The following is an 18,740-nucleotide window of genomic DNA, read 5'->3' as shown; positions in this document are numbered from 1 at the left end:
CATCACGATTGCTATTGCATCAAGATTGCATTTTGATTTTCTCTATATGCAGCAACGCAGTAATGAAACCCGAAATCCGCCATACTGTCGAATGAAAAGGCGATCTCGAATCTCCATTGATGGAGCTTGAACACACGTTGCCTGATGACAGGGGCACGATCTTTTGCAGCGAGACCAGGAATTATACGCGATGCGTGGGCAGCTATTGCCCGGATGGCTCTCGTATCTGGCTGGCGTCAAAGCCGTGAACGAAGCCGCGCCATTGCTAGGCGCCGCCTAGTCATCCGAAAAGCGAGATCAACCGTGAGTCCCGTGCCGGATCCACGTAGCACGTATCGTCGAATATCATCGTGTTGAGGTTGCCGCCGCTCACCGCGGGCCAAACAGGCAGCGACGCAGCCGCCGGGCGGCCGGTGCGCGCGAAAGCGGCCCAGGCGCCCGACATCCTGTCTGCCAGGCTTTGCCCCCGCGAACCCCCACCCGAAATCTGGTCGACCAGGCGGCTGTTGGCAAAGACGAACGGCAGGTCGGCGGTGTGAAAGGCTCCGGGTCGCCCGTCGAACGAGGGCGTGCGCCAGGCGAAAACGTAATTGTAGACGGGCGCCCCGCCCTGGGCAACGCGGGCGCGGGCCAGCGCCGCGGCCGACAGGCGAAAGCCGCGCCCTTCGATCATCGCCAGGATATCGACCGGGGCGGCCCCAGGCTGGTCGGCGCGGGCCGCGGCGATGACCGCTTCCGTCTTGTCGGCGAGCTGGGGTGTCAACCGAGCCACCACGCCATCCCATCCGATCCGCGCGAGACCGGGATCGTTGACGGCGGGAGAGGCCTCGTGCGTGGTCGATCCGACGATGACCGGCACCATGCGCGAAACCTCGGGCGCGACTGGGTCCCAGGGCTGGGCCGGCAGGCTCGGCACGCCCGAAACCGGCATCCAGTAGAACGACGGCGCGCGGCGGTAATCGGTGCTGCGCCGGGAGCTGCGCATGACCGCGCCCGTGGCCTGATCGACCGCCTCCAGAAGCTTTGCGACAGGCAGGGCGCGCAAGCCGGCGACATCGCCCGCAGCAAGTCCGGCCGCGGCGAACGTCGCTTCTGCCAGCGCGTGTGCTCCGTCCGGATCATGGACGTTCAGTCGTGCACCGCTCTGGATGATCGCTTTGTGGAACAGGCCCTTGGCCTCGGGCATGGCCATGAGAACGCTGACCTTGAAGCCGCCCCCCGATTGGCCGAAGATCGTGACGTTGCCGGGGTCGCCGCCGAATGCCGCGGCATTGTCGCGCAGCCAGGCCAGCGCATCGACGATGTCGAGCATCCCGACATTGCCCGAATCCAGCGCTTCGTCCCCGCCCCAGCGGGCCAGATGCATGTAGCCGAGCGGCCCGATGCGATGGTTGATGCTGGCGACGACGACATCCTGGGTGCGCGCCATGTTCTCGCCGTCGGTCGCAAGGAAATCCTGGCTTGATCCCCCCATGAACCCCTGCCCATGGAGCCAGAGCATGACCGGGCGCCGCGCGCTGTCGGCAAGCCCCCGCGTCCAGATGTTGATGCGCAGGCAATCTTCGAGCATGGCGCTTGCCTGCCCGCGGGGCAGAAGAAACGGCCATTCGTTGGCGGCCTCGTCGGCGGGTCGCTCGGTGCGTGAACAGACCGGGCCATAGGTGAAGGCGTTTCGCACGTCCGCCCAGGGCGCAAGCGCCGGTGCGCGGGCAAAGCGGTGCGCCCCGACGGGCGCACCGGCATAGGGCAGGCCCTTGAAGCAATGGACACCTTCGCGCCAGTAGCCGCGCACGGCGCCGTGCACCGTTCTGGTCTCGCTCGCCTCGCCCGTGCGCAACCGGGCGTCGGCATCGCCTGCCGTTGCCCGCGACAATCCTTTGGCCGGCACTTCCGACCTTGCGAGCACCGGCGCCGCCAGCCCTGTCGAAACCAGAAAACCGCGTCGACCGATGTGCATGTCCATCCTCCCTCTGATCCGATAGAGACACGAAGGCGCGGCAACCGCTATCGCAAACGCAGACATGGCGGATTTTTCGATGCCCCGCCTCTTGTTATATTGGGCCTTGCGTGGGGAGATTGGGGATGCGCCTGAAATCGATAGTATTGGGGATCGCCGTTGCGGCGTTGCCGGCCATGCCGCTTTCCGCGCAGGATGCTGTCACGCCCGATGTTGCCGTCCGCCAGGTCGGGACGGCGCGTCTCGAGAACGTGCCCGAGATACCGGACGAGGTCCGTCGCACCGCAGCCGCCTATGCAACGTCCCGCGCGGCGTCACTGGCAGACTGGTTTGACGACGGCACGATCCTGATCCAGACGCGCTTTGGCGCCGTCGACCAGTTGCACCGCGTGACAGCGCCAGGCGGGGCCCGAACGCAGTTGACGTTCGCGCCAGAGCCGGTCGCCGTCGGATATGCAACGAAAGGCCTCCACGTCGCGTTCATCAGAGACAATGGCGGGGACGAACAGTTCCAGGTCTACACGCAAGGCCTGACCGGGCAGCCCGTCGCGCTTTCCGATGGCAACGCGCGCAACCTGTTGACCGCGGTAAGCCCGGACCGGCGCCTGATCGGCTGGTCCAGCGCGGCCAGGGGATCGTCCAGCTATAGCGTGCTGATCGCCGATCCGTCCGTCCCCGGCAGCAGGCGGACGGTCTACGAGGACAAGGGATCGGCATATCCGTCGGCCTTTTCGCCCGATAACCGCCTTCTGGCCGTGAGCCGCCAGATTTCGTCGGTGGAGCAGGCGCTGGTTATCGTGGACCTGCAAACCGGCGTCGCGCGGCCGCTGGTGGCAAGCGCGGGGGCGGCCGTTCGATGGCCAATCTTCCTTCCCGGCAACCGCAAGCTGATTGCCGTCAGCAATGTCGGCAGCGACTTTGCGAGGCTCGTCGAAATCGACATCGCCACGGGCGCACAGCGCGTGCTGACGCCGGACCTGCGCTGGGACGTGGAGACCGCGGACGTCTCGCCGGACGGACGCCTCGTGGCGTTTTCGGTCAACGAGGACGGTTACTCGCGCCTGCACGTGCTCGATCTCGTCACCGGCCGGGAACGCCCTGCCCCGCGGCTTCCCACAGGGGTCATCGGCGGATTGAAATTCTCGCCCGATGGCGCCCGGCTCGCCCTGGGCTTGTCATCGCCCGGTTCCGCCGGTGACGTCTGGGTGGCCGATGTCCGTTCCGGGCGGCTGGAGCGGTGGACCAGTTCCGAGCTTGGCCTGATCGACGCGAACACCTTGACCGAACCTGCGCTGGTGCATTTTCCAAGCTTCGACGGACGCCGGATCCCGGCTTTCGTTTATCGCCCGGCCCATCGCCCCGGCGGCAAGCTGCCAGTGGTGATCGACATTCACGGTGGACCGGAGGGCCAGGTGCGCCCCGGGTTCAATCCCAATGTCCAGTACATCACCAGCCAGGCGGGCGCGGTGGTGATCCAGCCGAACGTGCGGGGCAGCAGCGGCTATGGCAAGCTCTACATGACGCTGGACGACGGGGTTAAACGAGAGGACTCGGTTCGCGATATCGGGGCCTTGATCGACTGGATCGCCAAGCAGCCCGATCTCGACAGCAGCCACGTGGTCGTGCGTGGCGGATCCTATGGCGGCTATATGGTGCTGGCGTCGCTTACGCATTATTCCGACCGCCTGGCTGGCGGAATGGAGGCTTTCGGCATCTCGGATTTCCTGTCGTTCCTTGAGAATACGAGCGCCTATCGCCGTGATCTGCGCCGGCCGGAATACGGTGACGAACGGGTGCCGGAAGTGCGCGAGGTGCTGCGACGCATTTCGCCGCTCAACAATGTCGACAAGATCACCAAGCCGCTGCTGGTCATGCAGGGGGTCAACGACCCCCGCGTGCCGCAGCGCGAATCCGACCAGATCGTCGCGGCACTGCGCAAGCGCGGTATTCCCACCTGGTATCTGCTGTTTGCAGACGAGGGCCACGGCTTTCGCAAAGAGCCCAACGAGGCGCTGCGCCGCGCGGTCGAAACGATGTTCCTGCGCCGCATCCTGACGTCGGGATCAGCGGCCATGCCATGAGCGGGCTCGACGCCGACCGCGCCCGCTGGCTTGCCTATGCCATTCTGCCGCATGAAACGGGATTGCGGAAGTGGCTGGGGCGCGCAGCCGGTTCCGATATCGATGATCTGGTCCAGGATTGCTATGCCGTGCTGGCGGCCCTGCCGAGCGTCGACCACATCGAGAATCCGCGCGCCTACATGTTTCGCACGGCGCATCGCCTGCTGCTGCGCCAGGTACGCCGATCTCGCATCGTTTCGATTCAGGACCTGGCCGATCTGGAACTGCTGGGGATCGAGGCGGACGCCCCCTCGCCCGAGCGGCAAGCCGCCGACCGTCAGGAACTGCAACGGGTGGCCGAAGCGATTGCCGCCCTGCCCGCGCGGTGCGGTGAGGCTTTCCGCCTGCGCAAGGTGGAAGGCCTGAGCCAGCGCGCGATTGCCGAGCGCATGGGCCTGTCGGAAAGCACGGTCGAAAAACACATAGCCAAAGCCGTGCAAATCCTGGCCGACCGGTTCGGACGTGGCGGAACCGGCAGGGACCGCGCCTCTCATGCGCATGGCTTCACTATCAGGACACCCCGGAACAATGCGGCGCGAGACTAGCGAAAAGATCGCCGAGGCAGCCGCGCGCTGGGTGGCGCGCCTCGACCGGGGCGCGCTCTCCGACGAGGAAACCTGCGCGTTGGAAGCGTGGCTGGATGGGGACTCGCGCCGTCTGGGCGCACTTGCCCGCGCGCAGGCGGCGTTGGCGCGCATGGATCGGGCACAGGCTCTTCCCAGCCAGCCTGTGCGGCAAACCCGTTGGTTTACCCGCCGCCGCGCTCTTGGCGGAGGGACCGGGCTGATCGCCGCATCGATCGCGATACTGGCGGCCCGGGACTGGCTCGACGGTGGGCATCCGGTCGAAACCCGGCGCGGCGAAATCCGCATCGAAGCCTTGCCCGATGGATCGCGGATGACGCTCGACACAACGACATCGATCGTGACCCGGTTCAACAAGGCCGAACGTCATGTCGAACTGGTTGCCGGCCGCGCGATGTTCGACGTGGCCAGGGACCCTGGCCGTCCTTTCGTGGTACGGGCCGGCGAAACCGAAGTCACGGCGATCGGCACCAGCTTCAGCGTCAGCGCCGCGCCGGACCGCGCGGCGCGCGTGCTCGTTCACGAGGGGGAAGTCCGGGTCCGCTCGCTGGCTTCGGCGTCCCGCGTGGCGCCGATCTATGCCAAGGCGAACACCGAGGTGGAGGTGGTACCCGGTGCCCCGCACCCGATCGCCCCTCCGCAGCGGCTGACACCGCAGGATGTATCGCGGCGCCTGGCCTGGCGCGAGGGCATGCTGGAGTTCGAGGGGACCCGCCTCGACGACGCGGCGGCACAATTCGCGGCCTATAGCGAGATCGCCGTCCGCATTGCCGATCCCGCGCTCGGCGAACGCCGGATAACCGGCCGCTTTTCGGCCACCGACCCGCGCGGCTTCGCGCGCGCCGTCGCCATCGGTCTCGGCGCCCGGGCGGTCGACAACGGGGACAGCGTGACACTCGCATCCTGATCAACCCGGCCGGATAGCGCACCGTGCAACAGAATGTGGCATAATGTGGCTTTTTCGCAACATGGAGGAAATCGGTTAGCGGCGCATCTTCCTTGATAGCGACGGCAATTGCCGCGCAACGGGGACGGAACGGGGGACATCATGAGGATCAGAACAGCTTTCTTTGCCGGCACTGCCTTGTCGATCATGGCTGTGCCCGTCGCCAGCCATGCGCAGGAACGCGCGTTCAACGTGCCGGCCCAGGCTGCAAATCGTTCCATTCCGGAATTTGCCCGGCAGGCCGGTGTCCAGATCATCGCGCCTGCCGAGCAGCTCGAGAACGTGCTGACGCCGGCGGTCACGGGCAGGCAGGACGCACGCGCCGCGCTCAAGACCTTGATCGCCAATACCGGCCTGGAAATCGTTTCCGACAGCGGCAACGTCATCGTGCTGCGTCGCCCGGCGCGGCAGACATCGGCAGGGGAAAACGCCGGCCCGGCCGGAAATCAGCAAAACGCCGATATTGTCGTGACCGGCAGCCGCATCCGCACCCCCGGGCTCGACGCGCCCAACCCGGTCACGACAATCGTCGCCAGTCGTTTCGTGGGCAACAACGGTGGCATTTCGGTCGGCGACCAGCTCAGTCTCCTGCCCCAGTTCCGCACCACGCAAACCCAATCGGCCTCGACCCAGGTGGGAACCCAGGCGCCGGGCCAGGTCGGCATCAACCTGCTTGATCTGCGCGGCCTGGGCACCACCCGGACGCTCGTGCTGCAGAACGGCCGGCGCCTGGTTTCCAGCACGCAGCAATTGTCGCAGCCCGATACCAACACCATTCCCGTGCAACTGCTCGAACGCGTCGACATCCTGACCGGCGGTGCATCGTCGGTTTACGGGGCGGACGCCATTGCCGGCGTCGTCAACTTCGTCCTCAAGGACAATTTCGAAGGCCTGGAGGCCAACCTTCAGGGTGGCATCAGCGGTCGCGGCGATGCCGGGGCGCAGACATTCGGCATCGTGGCAGGCAAGAATTTCGCGGAGGGCCGCGGCAATATCGCCTTGTCGGTGCAATATGCCAATCGTGACGGCCTTCGCTATACCGATCGCGAATTTTCCAAGGGCCAGTCGGACTTTGTCAATAACCCGGCGGCCGGACAGCCCGGCCAGCCGGCGAACGTCCCGATCAACGACATTCGCTACCTCGCCTATTCCACCGGCGGCACCCTGCCCTATGGCGATCCCTATTACCGCTTCCAGCCGGATGGCACGCTGCGGCCTGCCAATACCGGCACCCGCGCCTATCCCAATCTGGGGATAAGCGATGGTGGCGACGGTCTCAGCCCGATCGCGGAAGGATCGCTGCTGCCGGAAAACAGCCGCTGGTCGGCAACCCTGCTCGGCCATTTCGATGTCAACGACGCGCTCACCCTGTTCGGTCAGGTAGACTACATCAACCAGCGTTCGATGGCCTATGGCTCCTCATATCTGGGCGAATTCGTCGTCAGCAAGTCCAATCCCTATCTGTCTTCCCAGGCACTGGACGTGCTCAACAGCTATGGTCCGACCGCATCTTCCTCCAATTTCGTCATCGAACGGTCGCTCCCCGACCTTGGCGTGTTTGCCGAGCGCGACAAGCGGGAAACGATACGGGGCGTCATCGGCGGGAAAGGCAGGATCAACGACCATCTGCGTTACGAGGTGTCTTACAGCTATGGTCGCACCAGCATCACCACCGATTTCGTCAACAATGTGAACCTGCGGCGGGCGGACCTGGCATCGGATGCCGTGCGCGACACGGCAGGCGTGCTCGGCACCCCCGGCGCTATCGTGTGCGCGTCACGGCTTGCCGCGCCCGCCAGCACCGATCCCGATGTTGCCCAGTGCCAGCCGGCCAACTACTTCGGAGTGGGCAATATCAGCGCGGCTGCACGTGAATACATCACCCTGACCACCCGGTCGCGCGGTCGCATCGAACAGCATCTCGCGGGCGGCTTCCTCACCGGCGACAGTTCGGGCTTCCTGATGTTGCCGGGCGGGCCGGTAGCCTTCGTTCTCGGCACCGAATTCCGTCGGGAAAGCACCAATTACGTCCCGGATCCGCGGGATACGGTCGGCAATACGCTGGCGGGCGGCGAGCGGACCAGCGGGTCGGTCGAAGTGTTCGAAGGCTATGGCGAGCTGAAGTTGCCCTTGCTTGCCGATCTCCCGTTCGTCAACAGGCTGGAGCTGAGTGCTTCGGGCCGGCTGAGCCACTACAACCTCCAGCGCGTCGGAACGAAGGATTCGTGGGGGCTGGGCCTGATGTATCGTCCTCAGCGTGCCCTTACCTTGCGCGGCTCGTATCAGCGTGCCGTGCGCGCGCCCAACATCAGCGAGCTTTTCGCGCCGCGGACGACGGGGCAGACGTCGATCATCGACCCATGCGACGCCCGTTTCATCAACAACGGCACCTCGACACGACGGGCGAATTGCGCGGCTTTGGGCATTCCGGCCAATTACCGGGCGCCGACGATCCCGACGACGATCAATACCGTCACCAGCGGCAACCCGAACCTGGATGTCGAACGCGGCAATACCTACACGTTCGGCGCGACATTCAATCCCGGCTTCCTGCGGGCGTTCACTTTCTCGGTCGATTATTACCATATCGATCTGAAAGGCGCGATCGCACAGGCGAACGGCAACATCATCAACCCTTCGCGCGTCCCGTCGCAGTGCGTCGATGCGCCGACAATCGACAATCCGTTCTGCGGGCTGGTGGTGCGCAATGCCAACAACCTGATCACCCAGGTTTCGCAATATCCGATCAACCTGTCGCGCCTCGTCGCATCCGGGCTGGATTTCGACGCGCGTTACGGGTTCGATGTGGGCAAGGACTCGCACGTCGATCTGCGCGCGATCGCCACTTACGTGATCAGGCGCGACGATTACCGCTCGCCCAGCCAGCCCGATTTCCGTACCCAGGTGGTGGAAACGCCAAGCAATCCGCGATGGCAGGCGAATTTCAACACGGCTTTGCGCGTCGGCCCTGTGCGGCTCGAACATACTCTCCGCTATTTTAGCGGCGTCTATTACAAGAATGACGATGTCGCGTTCTACGAAACCGTCAACGGCATCGCGCCGCTCAACCCCAACCGCCGGCCCAAGGAATATACCAAGACGAGCGACAGCTTTTACAACGATTTACGCTTTGCCATATCGTTCGGCAAAGGCCGCGAATTCTACATCGGCGTGGATAACGTGGGTGACGTCACGCCACCTTTCAGCATTTACGGCGCCGGTTCGGTCGGGGCTCAGTTCGACAGCATAGGCCGCTATTTCTATACCGGCATGCGGACACGGCTGTGAGACGCGCGGCGGTTGCCCCCACGATGATGACCATCGCGCTGGTCGCGGCGGCATCGGCAGCGCAGGCGGCCCCGCCTTCGCCGGACTGGGCGGGGCAATGGGAAGGTACGCTTGAGAACTTCCCGTCCCGCCCCGGCGCTCCGCAGATCAAAGTGGTGCGCGATATCGGGTCATGGCCGGACAGCGATGGCGCGTGCACCCCGTTTCGCACCCGCTATTTCGAAGGCGATGTGCTCAAATCGACCAAGGACTACAAGCTTTGCCGCGGAACGGGTGGCGACGATCTCTTTGTCGACGAAGGCGATGTTGCCGAAGGAGGTGCGATCCGGCTGCCGGCGCGGCTGATGGGCGGCGTTCTGGTGTCGCCGTTCAAATACGACGCGCTTATCCTGATCAGTTTGCTACGCGTCGAAAAGGATGAGATGATCGAGGAAATCCACACCACCAACGATCTGCCGATGCAGAAAGGGGCAGTAGTGGCGATGAAACCCCGCAGTTTGCAAAGGCTGGTTCTGCGGCGGGTGAAACGACCGACGGGCATCCCTCGCTGACAGGCATCCCTCGCTGACAGGGACCCCTCGCTGACAGGTACGGCCGCGGCGCACACGCCTTTGCGACACGATCCTGCGGGCGAAGGAGACCGGCTCGTTTCTTCGGCGCTTGTTTCGGATTGAAGCGAGATCGTCACCCGGCGTGCCGTGCGGGCCGTGCCGGAGCCCGACAATTTATTGTTTCTTCCGTGCAGTTGAGCGGGCGGGCCGGATCGCCGCCACAGGTGCCGGCAAAAACCTTGGCTTGCGGTGCGACTTCTAGCCGATCTCGCGTTGCAGGAACTTCTCGGCAAGGTCCAGAATGCAAAATTCGCTTTCCTCTTGGGCGCAGAGCGTAAGCTGTTCGTGTTCGCCAAGACGAAACGCGGAGTAGGCTTCCCAGGGCGCGGTCTGGTCCGCAGCCTCCGCCACGCCCTGCCCTCTCAGCACGAAAACGAACCGCAATCCGGCGTTGTTCGACAATGTCGCATGGCCTTGCGGATCGATTTTCACATAGCGGATGGCCAGGCATTCTTCGGAAAACTGGCCGATGGGCTTGGTGTAGGCGCCGTTCGATCCCTCAAGCGGTTTGTACCGGAAACGCTCGGGATGCATGATGACGGCGCCATCGAAACGCCCTTCGGAGTATTGGATGTCCTCGCCGCACGCCGCTTCCCACACAGCTTCGAACCCGTCCTTGGTAACGCCGTCAGGCCCGTGAGGCGTATATCTGCCGTCAGCGAACGTGCCGGTCTTCTTGAGTTCCTCGGTCGTCGCTTCCACTTCGCTTTGCGAGAGATAGCGGCCGCCATCCGGTCCTTCGGACTGCAAAAGCAGGTGCACGTTATGGCCGATCGCGTGCTGCGCGTATTCGGTGCCGGCACTGAAGAAACCGATCGAGCCTTCCGGCTGGTCCATCGGCCCGAAATTGAAGCCGCCCTCCAGCATGAGCCGGACCTGATCGAAATTGTGTCTGTGCGCCGGGGTGGAATAGGTGTCGACGTGGACCAGCGTCAGCCAGTAGTTGCCGGCGCCCGGGCGCCCGGCAAACAACGGCTTGAACAGGACGCCGCCGGCGCGATGTCCTTTGCCGCTGGTCGCCCACTGCCGCTGGTTGCCGTGAATCACCTCCATCGCATCCTCCTTTGCGTTGACCTGTGGCGTATTAAATGACAGTTGATTAGCGGTAATGGTACGCGTCCGCGCATGCGTCAAGCTTTGGAGAGGAAAGGTATGCCCGTTTCGAGCGAGGAAGAGCGCCTGCTGCGCGATCTCTATGCACGCGCCATCTGGATGTTCGACAAACGGGACCCGGCGTGGGTGGAATGCTGGACGCATGACGGCGTTTTCGATTTCCTGCCGCATCCGGCCGGCGGCTTTCCCGGCATGAGCATCTCGGGGCCGGAACAGCTTGCCGCGATGATCGTGCAGGCAAACGACATGGCCGAGGATCGCAACCTGCATCATTTCACCAATCTCTTTTTCGATCGCTGCGAGGAAGGCATCCGGGTGCGGGGCTATCTGCTGACCATGAAAAGTGCGACGGGGCCGGAAAAACCTGCCGAAATCGTGCAGAACAGCCGTATCGACGATATCGTGGTCGAAGTGGACGGCGCCTGGAAGTTCAAGCGACGCACGGTCGATTCGATCTGGGGATAAGCCGGTCAGGCTCCGGATCGAGCCGGCCTGCCCGATGCGCGCTCGACGTTCGGGGTCCGAAACGGTAAGCCGGGCCGGCGGCAACGAATGACGTTGTGCGGCATCGGACACATTGCGCTATGCATCTTTCGGTGACAGACGGGCGAGCGAGCTATCCCGGCCTCTCCCCCCGGCAGGGTTGGCCGTGCAACGGCTTGGGGCTGGCGCGGGGCAGCGCATGAACGCGCTTGCCCCTGCGCGATCATGGCGGTCGATGATTGCCGTTGGCTTTTCGACGGTTGTGGAATGGTACGATTTCACGCTGTGCCTCTATTTCGCGCCGACGCTGTCGCGGGTGTTTTTCGGCACGAACGGGGAAAGCCTGGGCAAGACCCTGGCGGGGTTTGCAATCGCCTATCTGATGCGCCCGGTCGGTGCGATCGCCCTGGGTGCGTTCGGAGACCGTCACGGGCGCAAGCCCACGCTGCTTTTGTCGATGACGCTGATGTCCCTCGCCATGCTGGTGCTGGCGGCTTTGCCGACGTACAGCCAGGTGGGTGCGATCGCCGGATGGCTGCTGGTTCTCATGCGCTGTCTGATGGGCTTCAGCGTCGGCGGCGAGTATCCGGCGGTGGTCGCCTATCTGTTCGAGACGGCACCCGCCCATCGGCGCGGCCTCGTCACCTCCAGCGCCGCGGCGGCCAGCGAAATCGGCGGGCTTATGGCCGTCGGGCTTTGTTCGTGGCTCACCGCCACGCTGCCTACCGCGGCGCTCGATAGCTGGGGCTGGCGCATCCCCTTCCTGTTCGGTGCCGCGCTGGCCGCCGCGATCTGGCTCTTGCGGTTGATCATTGCCGAGCCACCCGGCTTCGTCGGCGAACGGCCGGACGCGCGCCCGGCCGTTTCGCCAACGCGCGAAGCGCTGCTCCGCGCCCGGCGCGGCATCGGCACCGGCTTCGCCATCTCCGCACTGGGCTCGATCTCGTACTATGTCGGCATCACTTACGTGCCGTCTTTCATCCGCCTTGTCGGCTCGGCCACGGATGCAGCGGCGCTTGACCTGTCGACCGTGGCGGCGGTGGTCGTGATCCTGGTGACGCCATTCGTCGGCTGGCTGTCGGACAGGATCGGCCGCAAAAGCGTGCTGCTCGTTCTCTGCGGGCTGGGCACGGTGCTGCCAGCGGCAATGTTCGTGGGGATCGCGGGCGGTGACAGGGACGTTTCGCTGTTTGCCGTCATCGTGCTGGCTGCCCTCGCCGGGGGCGTTTCGGCGGTTGGCACCGTTGCCACGGCGGAGCAGTTTCCCGCGCACATCCGCCTTTCCGGTCTGGCGCTGGGCGCGACCACGGCAACGGCGATATTCGGCGGCGCGGCGCCTTATGCCGCCTATCTGCTTCAAGGCTGGTTGCATTCCGCGGCCACGCCAGGAGTGATGATCAGCGTGGTCGCCGTAACATCAGGCCTGATCCTGTCGCGAACCCTTACCGTCCGTGCAGCCGCGCAGCCCGGGAACTGAGCGTCGGTCAACGCAAGTGCCTGGCCCGCCGAGCATCATCCTTGTTCCCGGAAGCGGCGCGGGAACGAATACGCCATTGCCGGCAAGGGCGCCAGCCGGTTGAAGGCCTGGAAAGCCAGCGCAGCGGCGCGATACCTGCGATCGACAGGCCCGTATAAGCGCCGCGGTAAGGTTGTGACCAGGGCCTCCATGTACCGCATCAGCGTCTGCCAGGCATGGCTCGCCTCTGCCGGGCCGTTGCGAAATGGGCTTATCACTGGCCTGCGAAACGGCTTGGCGTTCTTGCTGGTGCGGAGAAGTTCACATTCCGGATCACGTGTCGATATCGCCGATGTCCACGCCGGCCCTGGGCGGGGGTGCCCCATGGCGTTTCTCGGGCTGCTGCTCGCGCCGTGCGTATCCGGTCTGCGTCAGCAGCCAGGCGATCGTGCCGCAACCGAGGTATGCCAAGGTCAGTGGCCAGGTCGTGCCGGATGCGAGTTGGCCAACGACCGCCCCGATCAGGGCGCCGCCGGCCGCCTGGATGGTTCCCTGCACGCCGGCCGCCGTACCCGCGACCGGGCCCATTTTCTCCATGGCGATGGCCGAGAAATTACCCCCTATCAACGACGAACAGGCCATCGTTGCCGACTGCGTCAGCACGAACGAGACGACCGTTTCCATGTCCAGCAGAACCATGACGGCGCGGACGAGGGACAATGCGATAAACGTGCCCAGCGCAAGCCGCGAAATCCTGTGAGGGCCGAAGCGCATCACGATGCGTGCATTCATCCAGGCCGCACCGGCCATGAAGACGGCGGTGACCCCGAAAAGCACCGAAAACCATGGGCCGACCTTGAACATCTTGACGTAGATCGGCTCCACGGAATTGAGATAGCTGAACATGGCGCCCTGCAGCGTGGCCGTCGCCACGACATACCGGGTCGTGACCTTGTTGCTCAGGACGACCGACAATCCGCTGCGGATGCCGGCGAACGACAACGGGCGTTTCCGTTCGGGCGCGAGCGTTTCGGCCACCCGGAACCAGACCCAGAGAAACAGGCCCAGTTTGGCAATGGCGAGCAGGCCGAAAGCCAGGCGCCAGGGTCCGATAAACAGAATGAGTTGCCCGATCGCCGGGGCAATCATCGGGACGATCATCATCACCGACATCGAAAGGCTGGCGATGCGGGCCATCGCCGCACCGCTGAATCGATCGCGCACCATGGCATTGGCGCAGACCCGGAACGATGCGACAGCAATGCCGCCCGCCAGCCGCCCCGCCAGCAGGACGAGAAAACTCGGAGCGGCGGCGGCCAGCAGGTCGGTCAGCATGCCCAGGGCCAGTCCCGCCAGCAGGACGGGTCTTCGCCCGTACCGATCGGCCAGCGGGCCGAAGACGATTTGCGCACTGCCATTGGCAATGGAAAACAGGCCGATGACAAGCGCCACGCGGCTTTCCGGTCGAACGCCCATCTCCTGTTGGATGAAGCTGAGCGCGGGCAGCATCAGATCGATGGACAAGGCCAGCATCGCCATCAATCCGGCGACAAGGCCGACCAGTTCCTTTTCAGCCAATGGCTTGGTCAACGGCATTATGCGGGTGCTTTCCCGATACCCCATGGCGGCGTCGTTAAGGTCTGGCCATCGATGCCAGATGATGTCACAGCGACGGCATGAGCAAAGCGAAGATCGACGACACGCAGAAAGCACAGGAAGCGCCCGCGGCCAAGCCGCGCAAGCGGGCCATACGCTCTGACCGTCTGCACAACCGCGAGGCAATGCTTCGTGCCGCTCGCGAGCTTTTCCGTCAATCGGGCACCGATGTTCCGCTCGACGAAGTGGCTGCAAAAGCCGAGGTCAGTCTTCCCACGCTGTTCCGCCACTTCCCCAGCCGGGACCATCTGATATCGGCATTGATCGTCGAAAGCATGAACAAGATCGAAGTCATTGCCGCCAAAGCGGCGACGGCACCCGACCCGTTCGAAGGGATCGCCTATTTCATCACGGCGACATCGCAACAGGCCGACGAAGACCGCGAAATCCTGCGCAGGATATGGTCTCGGCAGTTTCATCCTGTTCCGCAGATCAACCAGGACGTGCCCAAGCACCTGCAGACGCTCATCGTCAGAGCCCAGAGCGAAGGCACCTTGCGCGAGGATGCCAGGGCAAGCGACGTTCTGGTGCTCAGCATGCTGGCCGTGCTTCCCGGGCATACGCCGGGGCGGCCGGCACTGCGGAAGTTCATCATCGATGTCGTGCTCAAGGGACTTCGGGCAGACAAACCCTCGACGCCCTGATCCGCAAACAAGATTATCGAACCACGCGCCGTCCCGTGTGGGCATGCGATTTCCGGCTTTGGGCCAATATCCTTGAAAAGCGCTGCCGTTCGCATGGCTAAAGCACCGATGCCGGCGCCTTTTCAGGTTTGCGTGGCTCTTTAGGTTTATGTGGCAGGGCGCTGCGCAACAGACAGCTCATCAGCACCCACAGCGGCCGCATGACGATCGCATCATGCGCCGTGGCACGGGTGGTTCGATGCGATCGCCCATGGCGAGTTCCTCGATCAGCCGAAAGAACATCGGATAATGGATCTTGCCCCTGCCGGCGGTAACGGGCGCGCCCAGAATATCGTCGGGCAGATACGAAAGCAGGATTAGCGATCGTAGCGACACGGAGCGCTCCGCCAACATTCATATGATAGTAGATTAACACATAATGGTTCTTTGCGGCAGCAGGCGCATGGCGAGAGCTTGACGATCGAACATATCGTTATCGGCGCTGGCGCGGGTGGGTTCAACTTCCTGCCCGTTCACGTGCCGGTGTCGAAGGGTTGTTCGCCAGGTTCGGCCTGGCTGTCGAAAACAGAAAGCCCGGCAGGATCGATAACACCACAAAGGCGGTTTGCACCGGCAAGATACTGCTCGGATTGACCCCACCCGAAGGCGCGATCACCGATTTCGTGCGGGGCGGCAGCGTGCGCACAGCGCGCCGCGTTCAGGCGTCGATGCATCATTGCGAGGGCGAAGGCCGGAATGTTATATCCCCAGCAAGGCTAAAGCCACCATCGGGCGTTGCCGGTCAGGGGTAATGATCTGCAAAATCGGCCGACTATCGCTGCACCATCGGGTATCGACACTTGCCACATCACGATCTGACCACCTAAGACCAGCGTCATTCGTTTCGCAATCGCCAAACCGCAACTTACCAAACGGAAAAATTTTTCGTCAGATATCTCGGTTGATCGCCGTCGTTAAGGTCTTGCCGGACCAACACTGCAGGAAGGTGAACGAACGATGAGCTATTCAGAGCGCTTTTGCCGCGGGACCCAGGTTTCGGACCGGCCGGGTGTGCTTTCAAGAGCTGCCTGGCTTTCCGTCATGGCTGCCCTGGCCATGCCGCAAGCGGCGATGGCCCAGGCGGCGAATCCGCCACCGGCCGGCGCGCCCGCCGGGCTGCAGGCTGCCCTCCCGCCCCCGCAAGGCCTGGTGCTTACCCTTGGTATCGGCACCTTGTTCGGATCGCCCTGGGCAGGATCGCGCGGCACGGCGCTGGCCGTGGTTCCCGACGTTCGCCTGAATTACAACGACAGCGTGTTCTTCTCGGTACCCGACGGGTTGGGATGGAATGCGCTGAACGCCGACGGTTGGAGAGCCGGCCCGGTGATCAAGCCCCGCTTCGGCCGGAACGAAAACGACGGAGGTTCGCCTTTCCAGGTGCTGGGCAGCAGTTCCGAACTGCGCGGTATGGGCAATATCGGAATAGCCGGCGAAGCGGGCGGCTTTATCGAAAAGCGATTCGGCCAAAGCCAGCAATGGCGCACGCGAGTCGAAGTGCGCCAGGGCGTCGGCGCCCACGAAGGCGTGGTGGGCGATGTCGCCCTGACTTATGCCGGGCGCGTGGGACGCACGTTCTACGCCATCGGGCCGCGCGCGACGTTTGCCAGCCGGGATTTCATGCAGACCTATTTCGGCGTCGACGCCGCGCAATCGGCTCGCACCGGCCTGGCCGTGTCGCGTCCCGGCGGCGGGCTTGTGTCGCTGGGTCTGGGTGGCAACGTCATCCATCCGCTCAGCCGGCGCAAGGCGGTGGTGGTGTTCGGCGGCGTCGACCGGCTGGGAGACCGCCCCGCGCGCACTTCGCTCATCCAATCGCGCGGGCAGCGTCTGACGTTCACTATCGGCGCCGCCTATTCCGTCCGCTTCCGGTTATAGGCGCCGGGCGAACCAGATATGGTGGCTGGTGCCTTTTCCGTCAGGAAAGGCACAGACATCCGCCTCGGTAACGGCAAAACCGGCACGTTCCAGGCGCCGGGTAAACGCCTCGTCACCATCGGACGACCACACGGCCAGCACACCGCCGCGGCGCAGGGCCTTGTGGCTGGCCTCCAGCCCGGCGGGTGAATAAAGCACATCGTTGCGGCGGCGCGTTACCCCTTCCGGGCCATTGTCCACGTCCAGCAGAATGGCGTCATAGCCATCCGTCGCGGAATGGATCAGCAGGCCGACATCGTCGATCACCAGCGTCACGCGCGGATCGTCGAGGCACCCGGCGGTAAGCCGTTGCATCGGGCCCCGCGCCCAGGCCACGATCTGCGGCACCAGCTCGGCCACCACGATGCCCGCATCCCTGCCCAAAGCCGCCAGCGTGGCTCGCAGAGTGAACCCCATGCCATAACCACCGATCAGCACCTGCGGGGCGGCCTGCCCGGTGATTCTGGCGCAAGTCAACGTCGCCAGCGCTTCTTCCGAAGCGAAAGCGTCGCTGCTCATCAATTCGTTCTGGCCAAAGACGATGGCAAAGTCGTCGCCGCTGCGCAGCAGTTGCAGTTCGACGCCATCGGGCACCTGGGCACGGTCTACAAGGTCGTATTCCGTCGTCACGGGATGGGAAAAAGTCGCGGGAATGGCATGGAACTCCGACCGGAAACGCGGGTCGATCCACGAAACGTCGCGAACTTTGCCGGGTGTCGAGCGCCTGGGCAGCGCAAATCCCGATCCGGGCAGATCGGATGAACCGGCTGCTAGGCGAAATTGTGGGGCGTCGCCATAACAATCGACATCACGAGAAAAATCATGGTCTCAAATTGACTTTTCCACAGGGCTGGCCCATATGGATAAATGCTAACGTCGCCTGCAACGGAATTTGACTCCGACCTGGTCGGTTATTCTTCCTTTCACATGCTACCGGCACCATCCGTGCTTTTGCGGGTGGTTTCTCTTGTTTTCGTGAAAGGAAACATCCCATGCCCATCGGCACCGTCAAGTTTTTCAATACCGACAAAGGCTATGGCTTCATTGCGCCCGAAAACGGCGGCAACGACAGCTTCGTGCACATCAGCGCGGTTCAGCAGGCCGGCATGACTACGCTCAACAAGGACCAGCGGGTGAGCTACGAGGTCGAAACCGATCGTCGTGGCAAGCAATCCGCGATCAACCTCGTTTCTGCCTGATCCGATAGTTCCGGCGCTCGCAAGGCGCCGGAATTGCGCCGCGAAGGAAAACGTTCTTTCGTATGACGGGCCCAGCGGGCTGCCCGATCCACGTCATGTGGCTGCGGGCGCCGCCGGGCTCGATCGCGCTTTCGCGGTGCAGTCACGCGCGGCCGTGTTCATCTGATATCATCAATCGCAGCCAGACGGCTGCCAACCGTTCGAGTTAATTTACGACCACTATGCTTACGTTTTTCAAATCACTTCGTCTTTCCTTCAAGTCTTCGATCAGTCAGCATCCGTTTCCGGCACCGTTGCCGGCAGGGATCCTTCCCGCCGCCGAGATGCGCCGGTTGGTTGCCGATATGGTGGACTGAACAGACTTTTTCACATTCCCAAACCGGGCGCCAGGACGACAGGAACAACGATGACTGCTACCAGCGCCTTTTATCAAGCTTGTGCCGAGCAGAGCCTGCGCGATGCCGAAGTTAGCCTTCTGGCCAACGTGCGCGAACGTCATCTGCTTTCCGCAAAGGCATGGCAAGCCATTGCCGACCGTGCCGCCAAGATCGAGACCAGCCGCCGCGACCGCAAAGACGCGGCAGGTGGTGCGGACATGCCCGAACACGGCTAGAGCAGATTCCGATCACTCTGGCTCATAACCTGCTGCGATAAAGTAATTTGTGCATTCGTGGGGTGTGAAGCGTGGCAGCGCATCGCGAATGGCATCCCAGAGTTCGGGGACAGTCCG

The 18,740-nt window shown here is 63.7% G+C and carries 17 protein-coding genes and 1 pseudogene; 11 read left to right on the top strand and 7 right to left on the bottom strand.

The annotated features are described in order from the left end of the window. Nucleotides 1-280: 280 nt before the first annotated feature. On the bottom strand, nt 281-1,957 hold the full coding sequence (locus tag AC3EDY_RS12975; RefSeq protein ID WP_488572921.1) for a carboxylesterase/lipase family protein: 1,677 nt from the start codon (nt 1,955-1,957) through the stop codon (nt 281-283). Between the two features lie 125 nt (nt 1,958-2,082). Between AC3EDY_RS12975 and AC3EDY_RS12970 the strand changes: the two genes are divergently transcribed. The 5 genes from AC3EDY_RS12970 to AC3EDY_RS12950 all read left to right on the top strand — a co-directional run bounded on the left by AC3EDY_RS12970 (nt 2,083) and on the right by AC3EDY_RS12950 (nt 9,446). Then, nucleotides 2,083-4,038: a S9 family peptidase gene (locus AC3EDY_RS12970; RefSeq protein ID WP_488572920.1), complete on the top strand. Its 1,956-nt coding sequence runs from the start codon at nt 2,083-2,085 to the stop codon at nt 4,036-4,038. Continuing rightward, a complete protein-coding gene (locus AC3EDY_RS12965; RefSeq protein WP_488572919.1) occupies nt 4,035-4,622 on the top strand; it encodes an RNA polymerase sigma factor in 588 nt (195 codons plus the stop codon). The genes AC3EDY_RS12970 and AC3EDY_RS12965 overlap by 4 nt, the downstream gene beginning before the upstream one ends. After that, the gene (locus AC3EDY_RS12960; RefSeq protein ID WP_488572918.1) at nt 4,606-5,568 is read left to right on the top strand and encodes a FecR family protein; all 963 of its coding nucleotides are present in this window, start codon (nt 4,606-4,608) and stop codon (nt 5,566-5,568) included. The genes AC3EDY_RS12965 and AC3EDY_RS12960 overlap by 17 nt, the downstream gene beginning before the upstream one ends. A 141-nt stretch (nt 5,569-5,709) precedes the next feature. Continuing rightward, entirely contained in the window at nt 5,710-8,895 is a 3,186-nt protein-coding gene (locus AC3EDY_RS12955) for a TonB-dependent receptor domain-containing protein (RefSeq protein WP_488572917.1), read from the top strand. A gap of 23 nt (nt 8,896-8,918) precedes the next feature. Then, nucleotides 8,919-9,446: a hypothetical protein gene (locus AC3EDY_RS12950; protein ID WP_488572916.1), complete on the top strand. Its 528-nt coding sequence runs from the start codon at nt 8,919-8,921 to the stop codon at nt 9,444-9,446. Between the two features lie 258 nt (nt 9,447-9,704). Here the strand turns inward: AC3EDY_RS12950 and AC3EDY_RS12945 are convergent, their stop codons facing one another. Next, nucleotides 9,705-10,559: a hypothetical protein gene (locus tag AC3EDY_RS12945; RefSeq protein ID WP_488572915.1), complete on the bottom strand. Its 855-nt coding sequence runs from the start codon at nt 10,557-10,559 to the stop codon at nt 9,705-9,707. Nucleotides 10,560-10,631: 72 nt separating this feature from the next. Here AC3EDY_RS12945 and AC3EDY_RS12940 point away from each other — a divergent pair, with 72 nt between their 5' ends. Together AC3EDY_RS12940 and AC3EDY_RS12935 are read left to right on the top strand one after the other, a co-directional pair. Further along, nucleotides 10,632-11,084: a nuclear transport factor 2 family protein gene (locus AC3EDY_RS12940; protein ID WP_488572914.1), complete on the top strand. Its 453-nt coding sequence runs from the start codon at nt 10,632-10,634 to the stop codon at nt 11,082-11,084. 253 nt (nt 11,085-11,337) lie between these two features. Next, nucleotides 11,338-12,579: an MFS transporter gene (locus AC3EDY_RS12935; protein WP_488572913.1), complete on the top strand. Its 1,242-nt coding sequence runs from the start codon at nt 11,338-11,340 to the stop codon at nt 12,577-12,579. Nucleotides 12,580-12,891: 312 nt separating this feature from the next. Here AC3EDY_RS12935 and AC3EDY_RS12930 read toward each other — a convergent pair whose 3' ends face one another. Continuing rightward, the gene (locus AC3EDY_RS12930; RefSeq protein ID WP_488572912.1) at nt 12,892-14,154 is read right to left on the bottom strand and encodes a multidrug effflux MFS transporter; all 1,263 of its coding nucleotides are present in this window, start codon (nt 14,152-14,154) and stop codon (nt 12,892-12,894) included. 80 nt (nt 14,155-14,234) lie between these two features. Between AC3EDY_RS12930 and AC3EDY_RS12925 the strand changes: the two genes are divergently transcribed. Then, a complete protein-coding gene (locus AC3EDY_RS12925) occupies nt 14,235-14,858 on the top strand; it encodes a TetR/AcrR family transcriptional regulator (RefSeq protein WP_488572911.1) in 624 nt (207 codons plus the stop codon). Between the two features lie 180 nt (nt 14,859-15,038). Here the strand turns inward: AC3EDY_RS12925 and AC3EDY_RS12920 are convergent, their stop codons facing one another. Both AC3EDY_RS12920 and AC3EDY_RS12915 read right to left on the bottom strand, forming a co-directional pair. Continuing rightward, the gene (locus AC3EDY_RS12920) at nt 15,039-15,233 is read right to left on the bottom strand and encodes a hypothetical protein (protein ID WP_488572910.1); all 195 of its coding nucleotides are present in this window, start codon (nt 15,231-15,233) and stop codon (nt 15,039-15,041) included. 121 nt (nt 15,234-15,354) lie between these two features. Continuing rightward, complete coding sequence (locus tag AC3EDY_RS12915; RefSeq protein ID WP_488572909.1) at nt 15,355-15,543, bottom strand: hypothetical protein; 189 nt, start codon at nt 15,541-15,543, stop codon at nt 15,355-15,357. A 311-nt stretch (nt 15,544-15,854) separates the two neighbouring features. Between AC3EDY_RS12915 and AC3EDY_RS12910 the strand changes: the two genes are divergently transcribed. Further along, on the top strand, nt 15,855-16,772 hold the full coding sequence (locus AC3EDY_RS12910; protein WP_488572908.1) for a MipA/OmpV family protein: 918 nt from the start codon (nt 15,855-15,857) through the stop codon (nt 16,770-16,772). On the opposite strand, the gene AC3EDY_RS12905 is transcribed toward AC3EDY_RS12910, so the two are convergent. Next, a complete protein-coding gene (locus AC3EDY_RS12905; protein WP_488572907.1) occupies nt 16,767-17,441 on the bottom strand; it encodes a spermine/spermidine synthase domain-containing protein in 675 nt (224 codons plus the stop codon). The two genes, AC3EDY_RS12910 and AC3EDY_RS12905, sit on opposite strands and share 6 nt — an antisense overlap. 362 nt (nt 17,442-17,803) lie before the next feature. On the opposite strand from AC3EDY_RS12905, the gene AC3EDY_RS12900 reads away from it, so the two are divergent. Beyond that, a complete protein-coding gene (locus AC3EDY_RS12900; RefSeq protein WP_488572906.1) occupies nt 17,804-18,010 on the top strand; it encodes a cold-shock protein in 207 nt (68 codons plus the stop codon). 406 nt (nt 18,011-18,416) lie between these two features. Continuing rightward, nucleotides 18,417-18,623, top strand: coding sequence for a hypothetical protein (locus tag AC3EDY_RS12895; protein WP_488572905.1), 207 nt, complete (start codon nt 18,417-18,419; stop codon nt 18,621-18,623). A 12-nt stretch (nt 18,624-18,635) separates the two neighbouring features. On the opposite strand, the pseudogene AC3EDY_RS12890 reads toward AC3EDY_RS12895, so the two are convergent. Further along, nucleotides 18,636-18,740, bottom strand: a pseudogene (locus AC3EDY_RS12890) (IS630 family transposase); the annotation flags it as partial.

The sequence above is a fragment of the Novosphingobium sp. DS6-6 genome (assembly GCF_057784975.1).
Note: the sequence above shows the minus strand (reverse complement) of the source record. Positions and strands in the feature narration are given on the sequence as shown.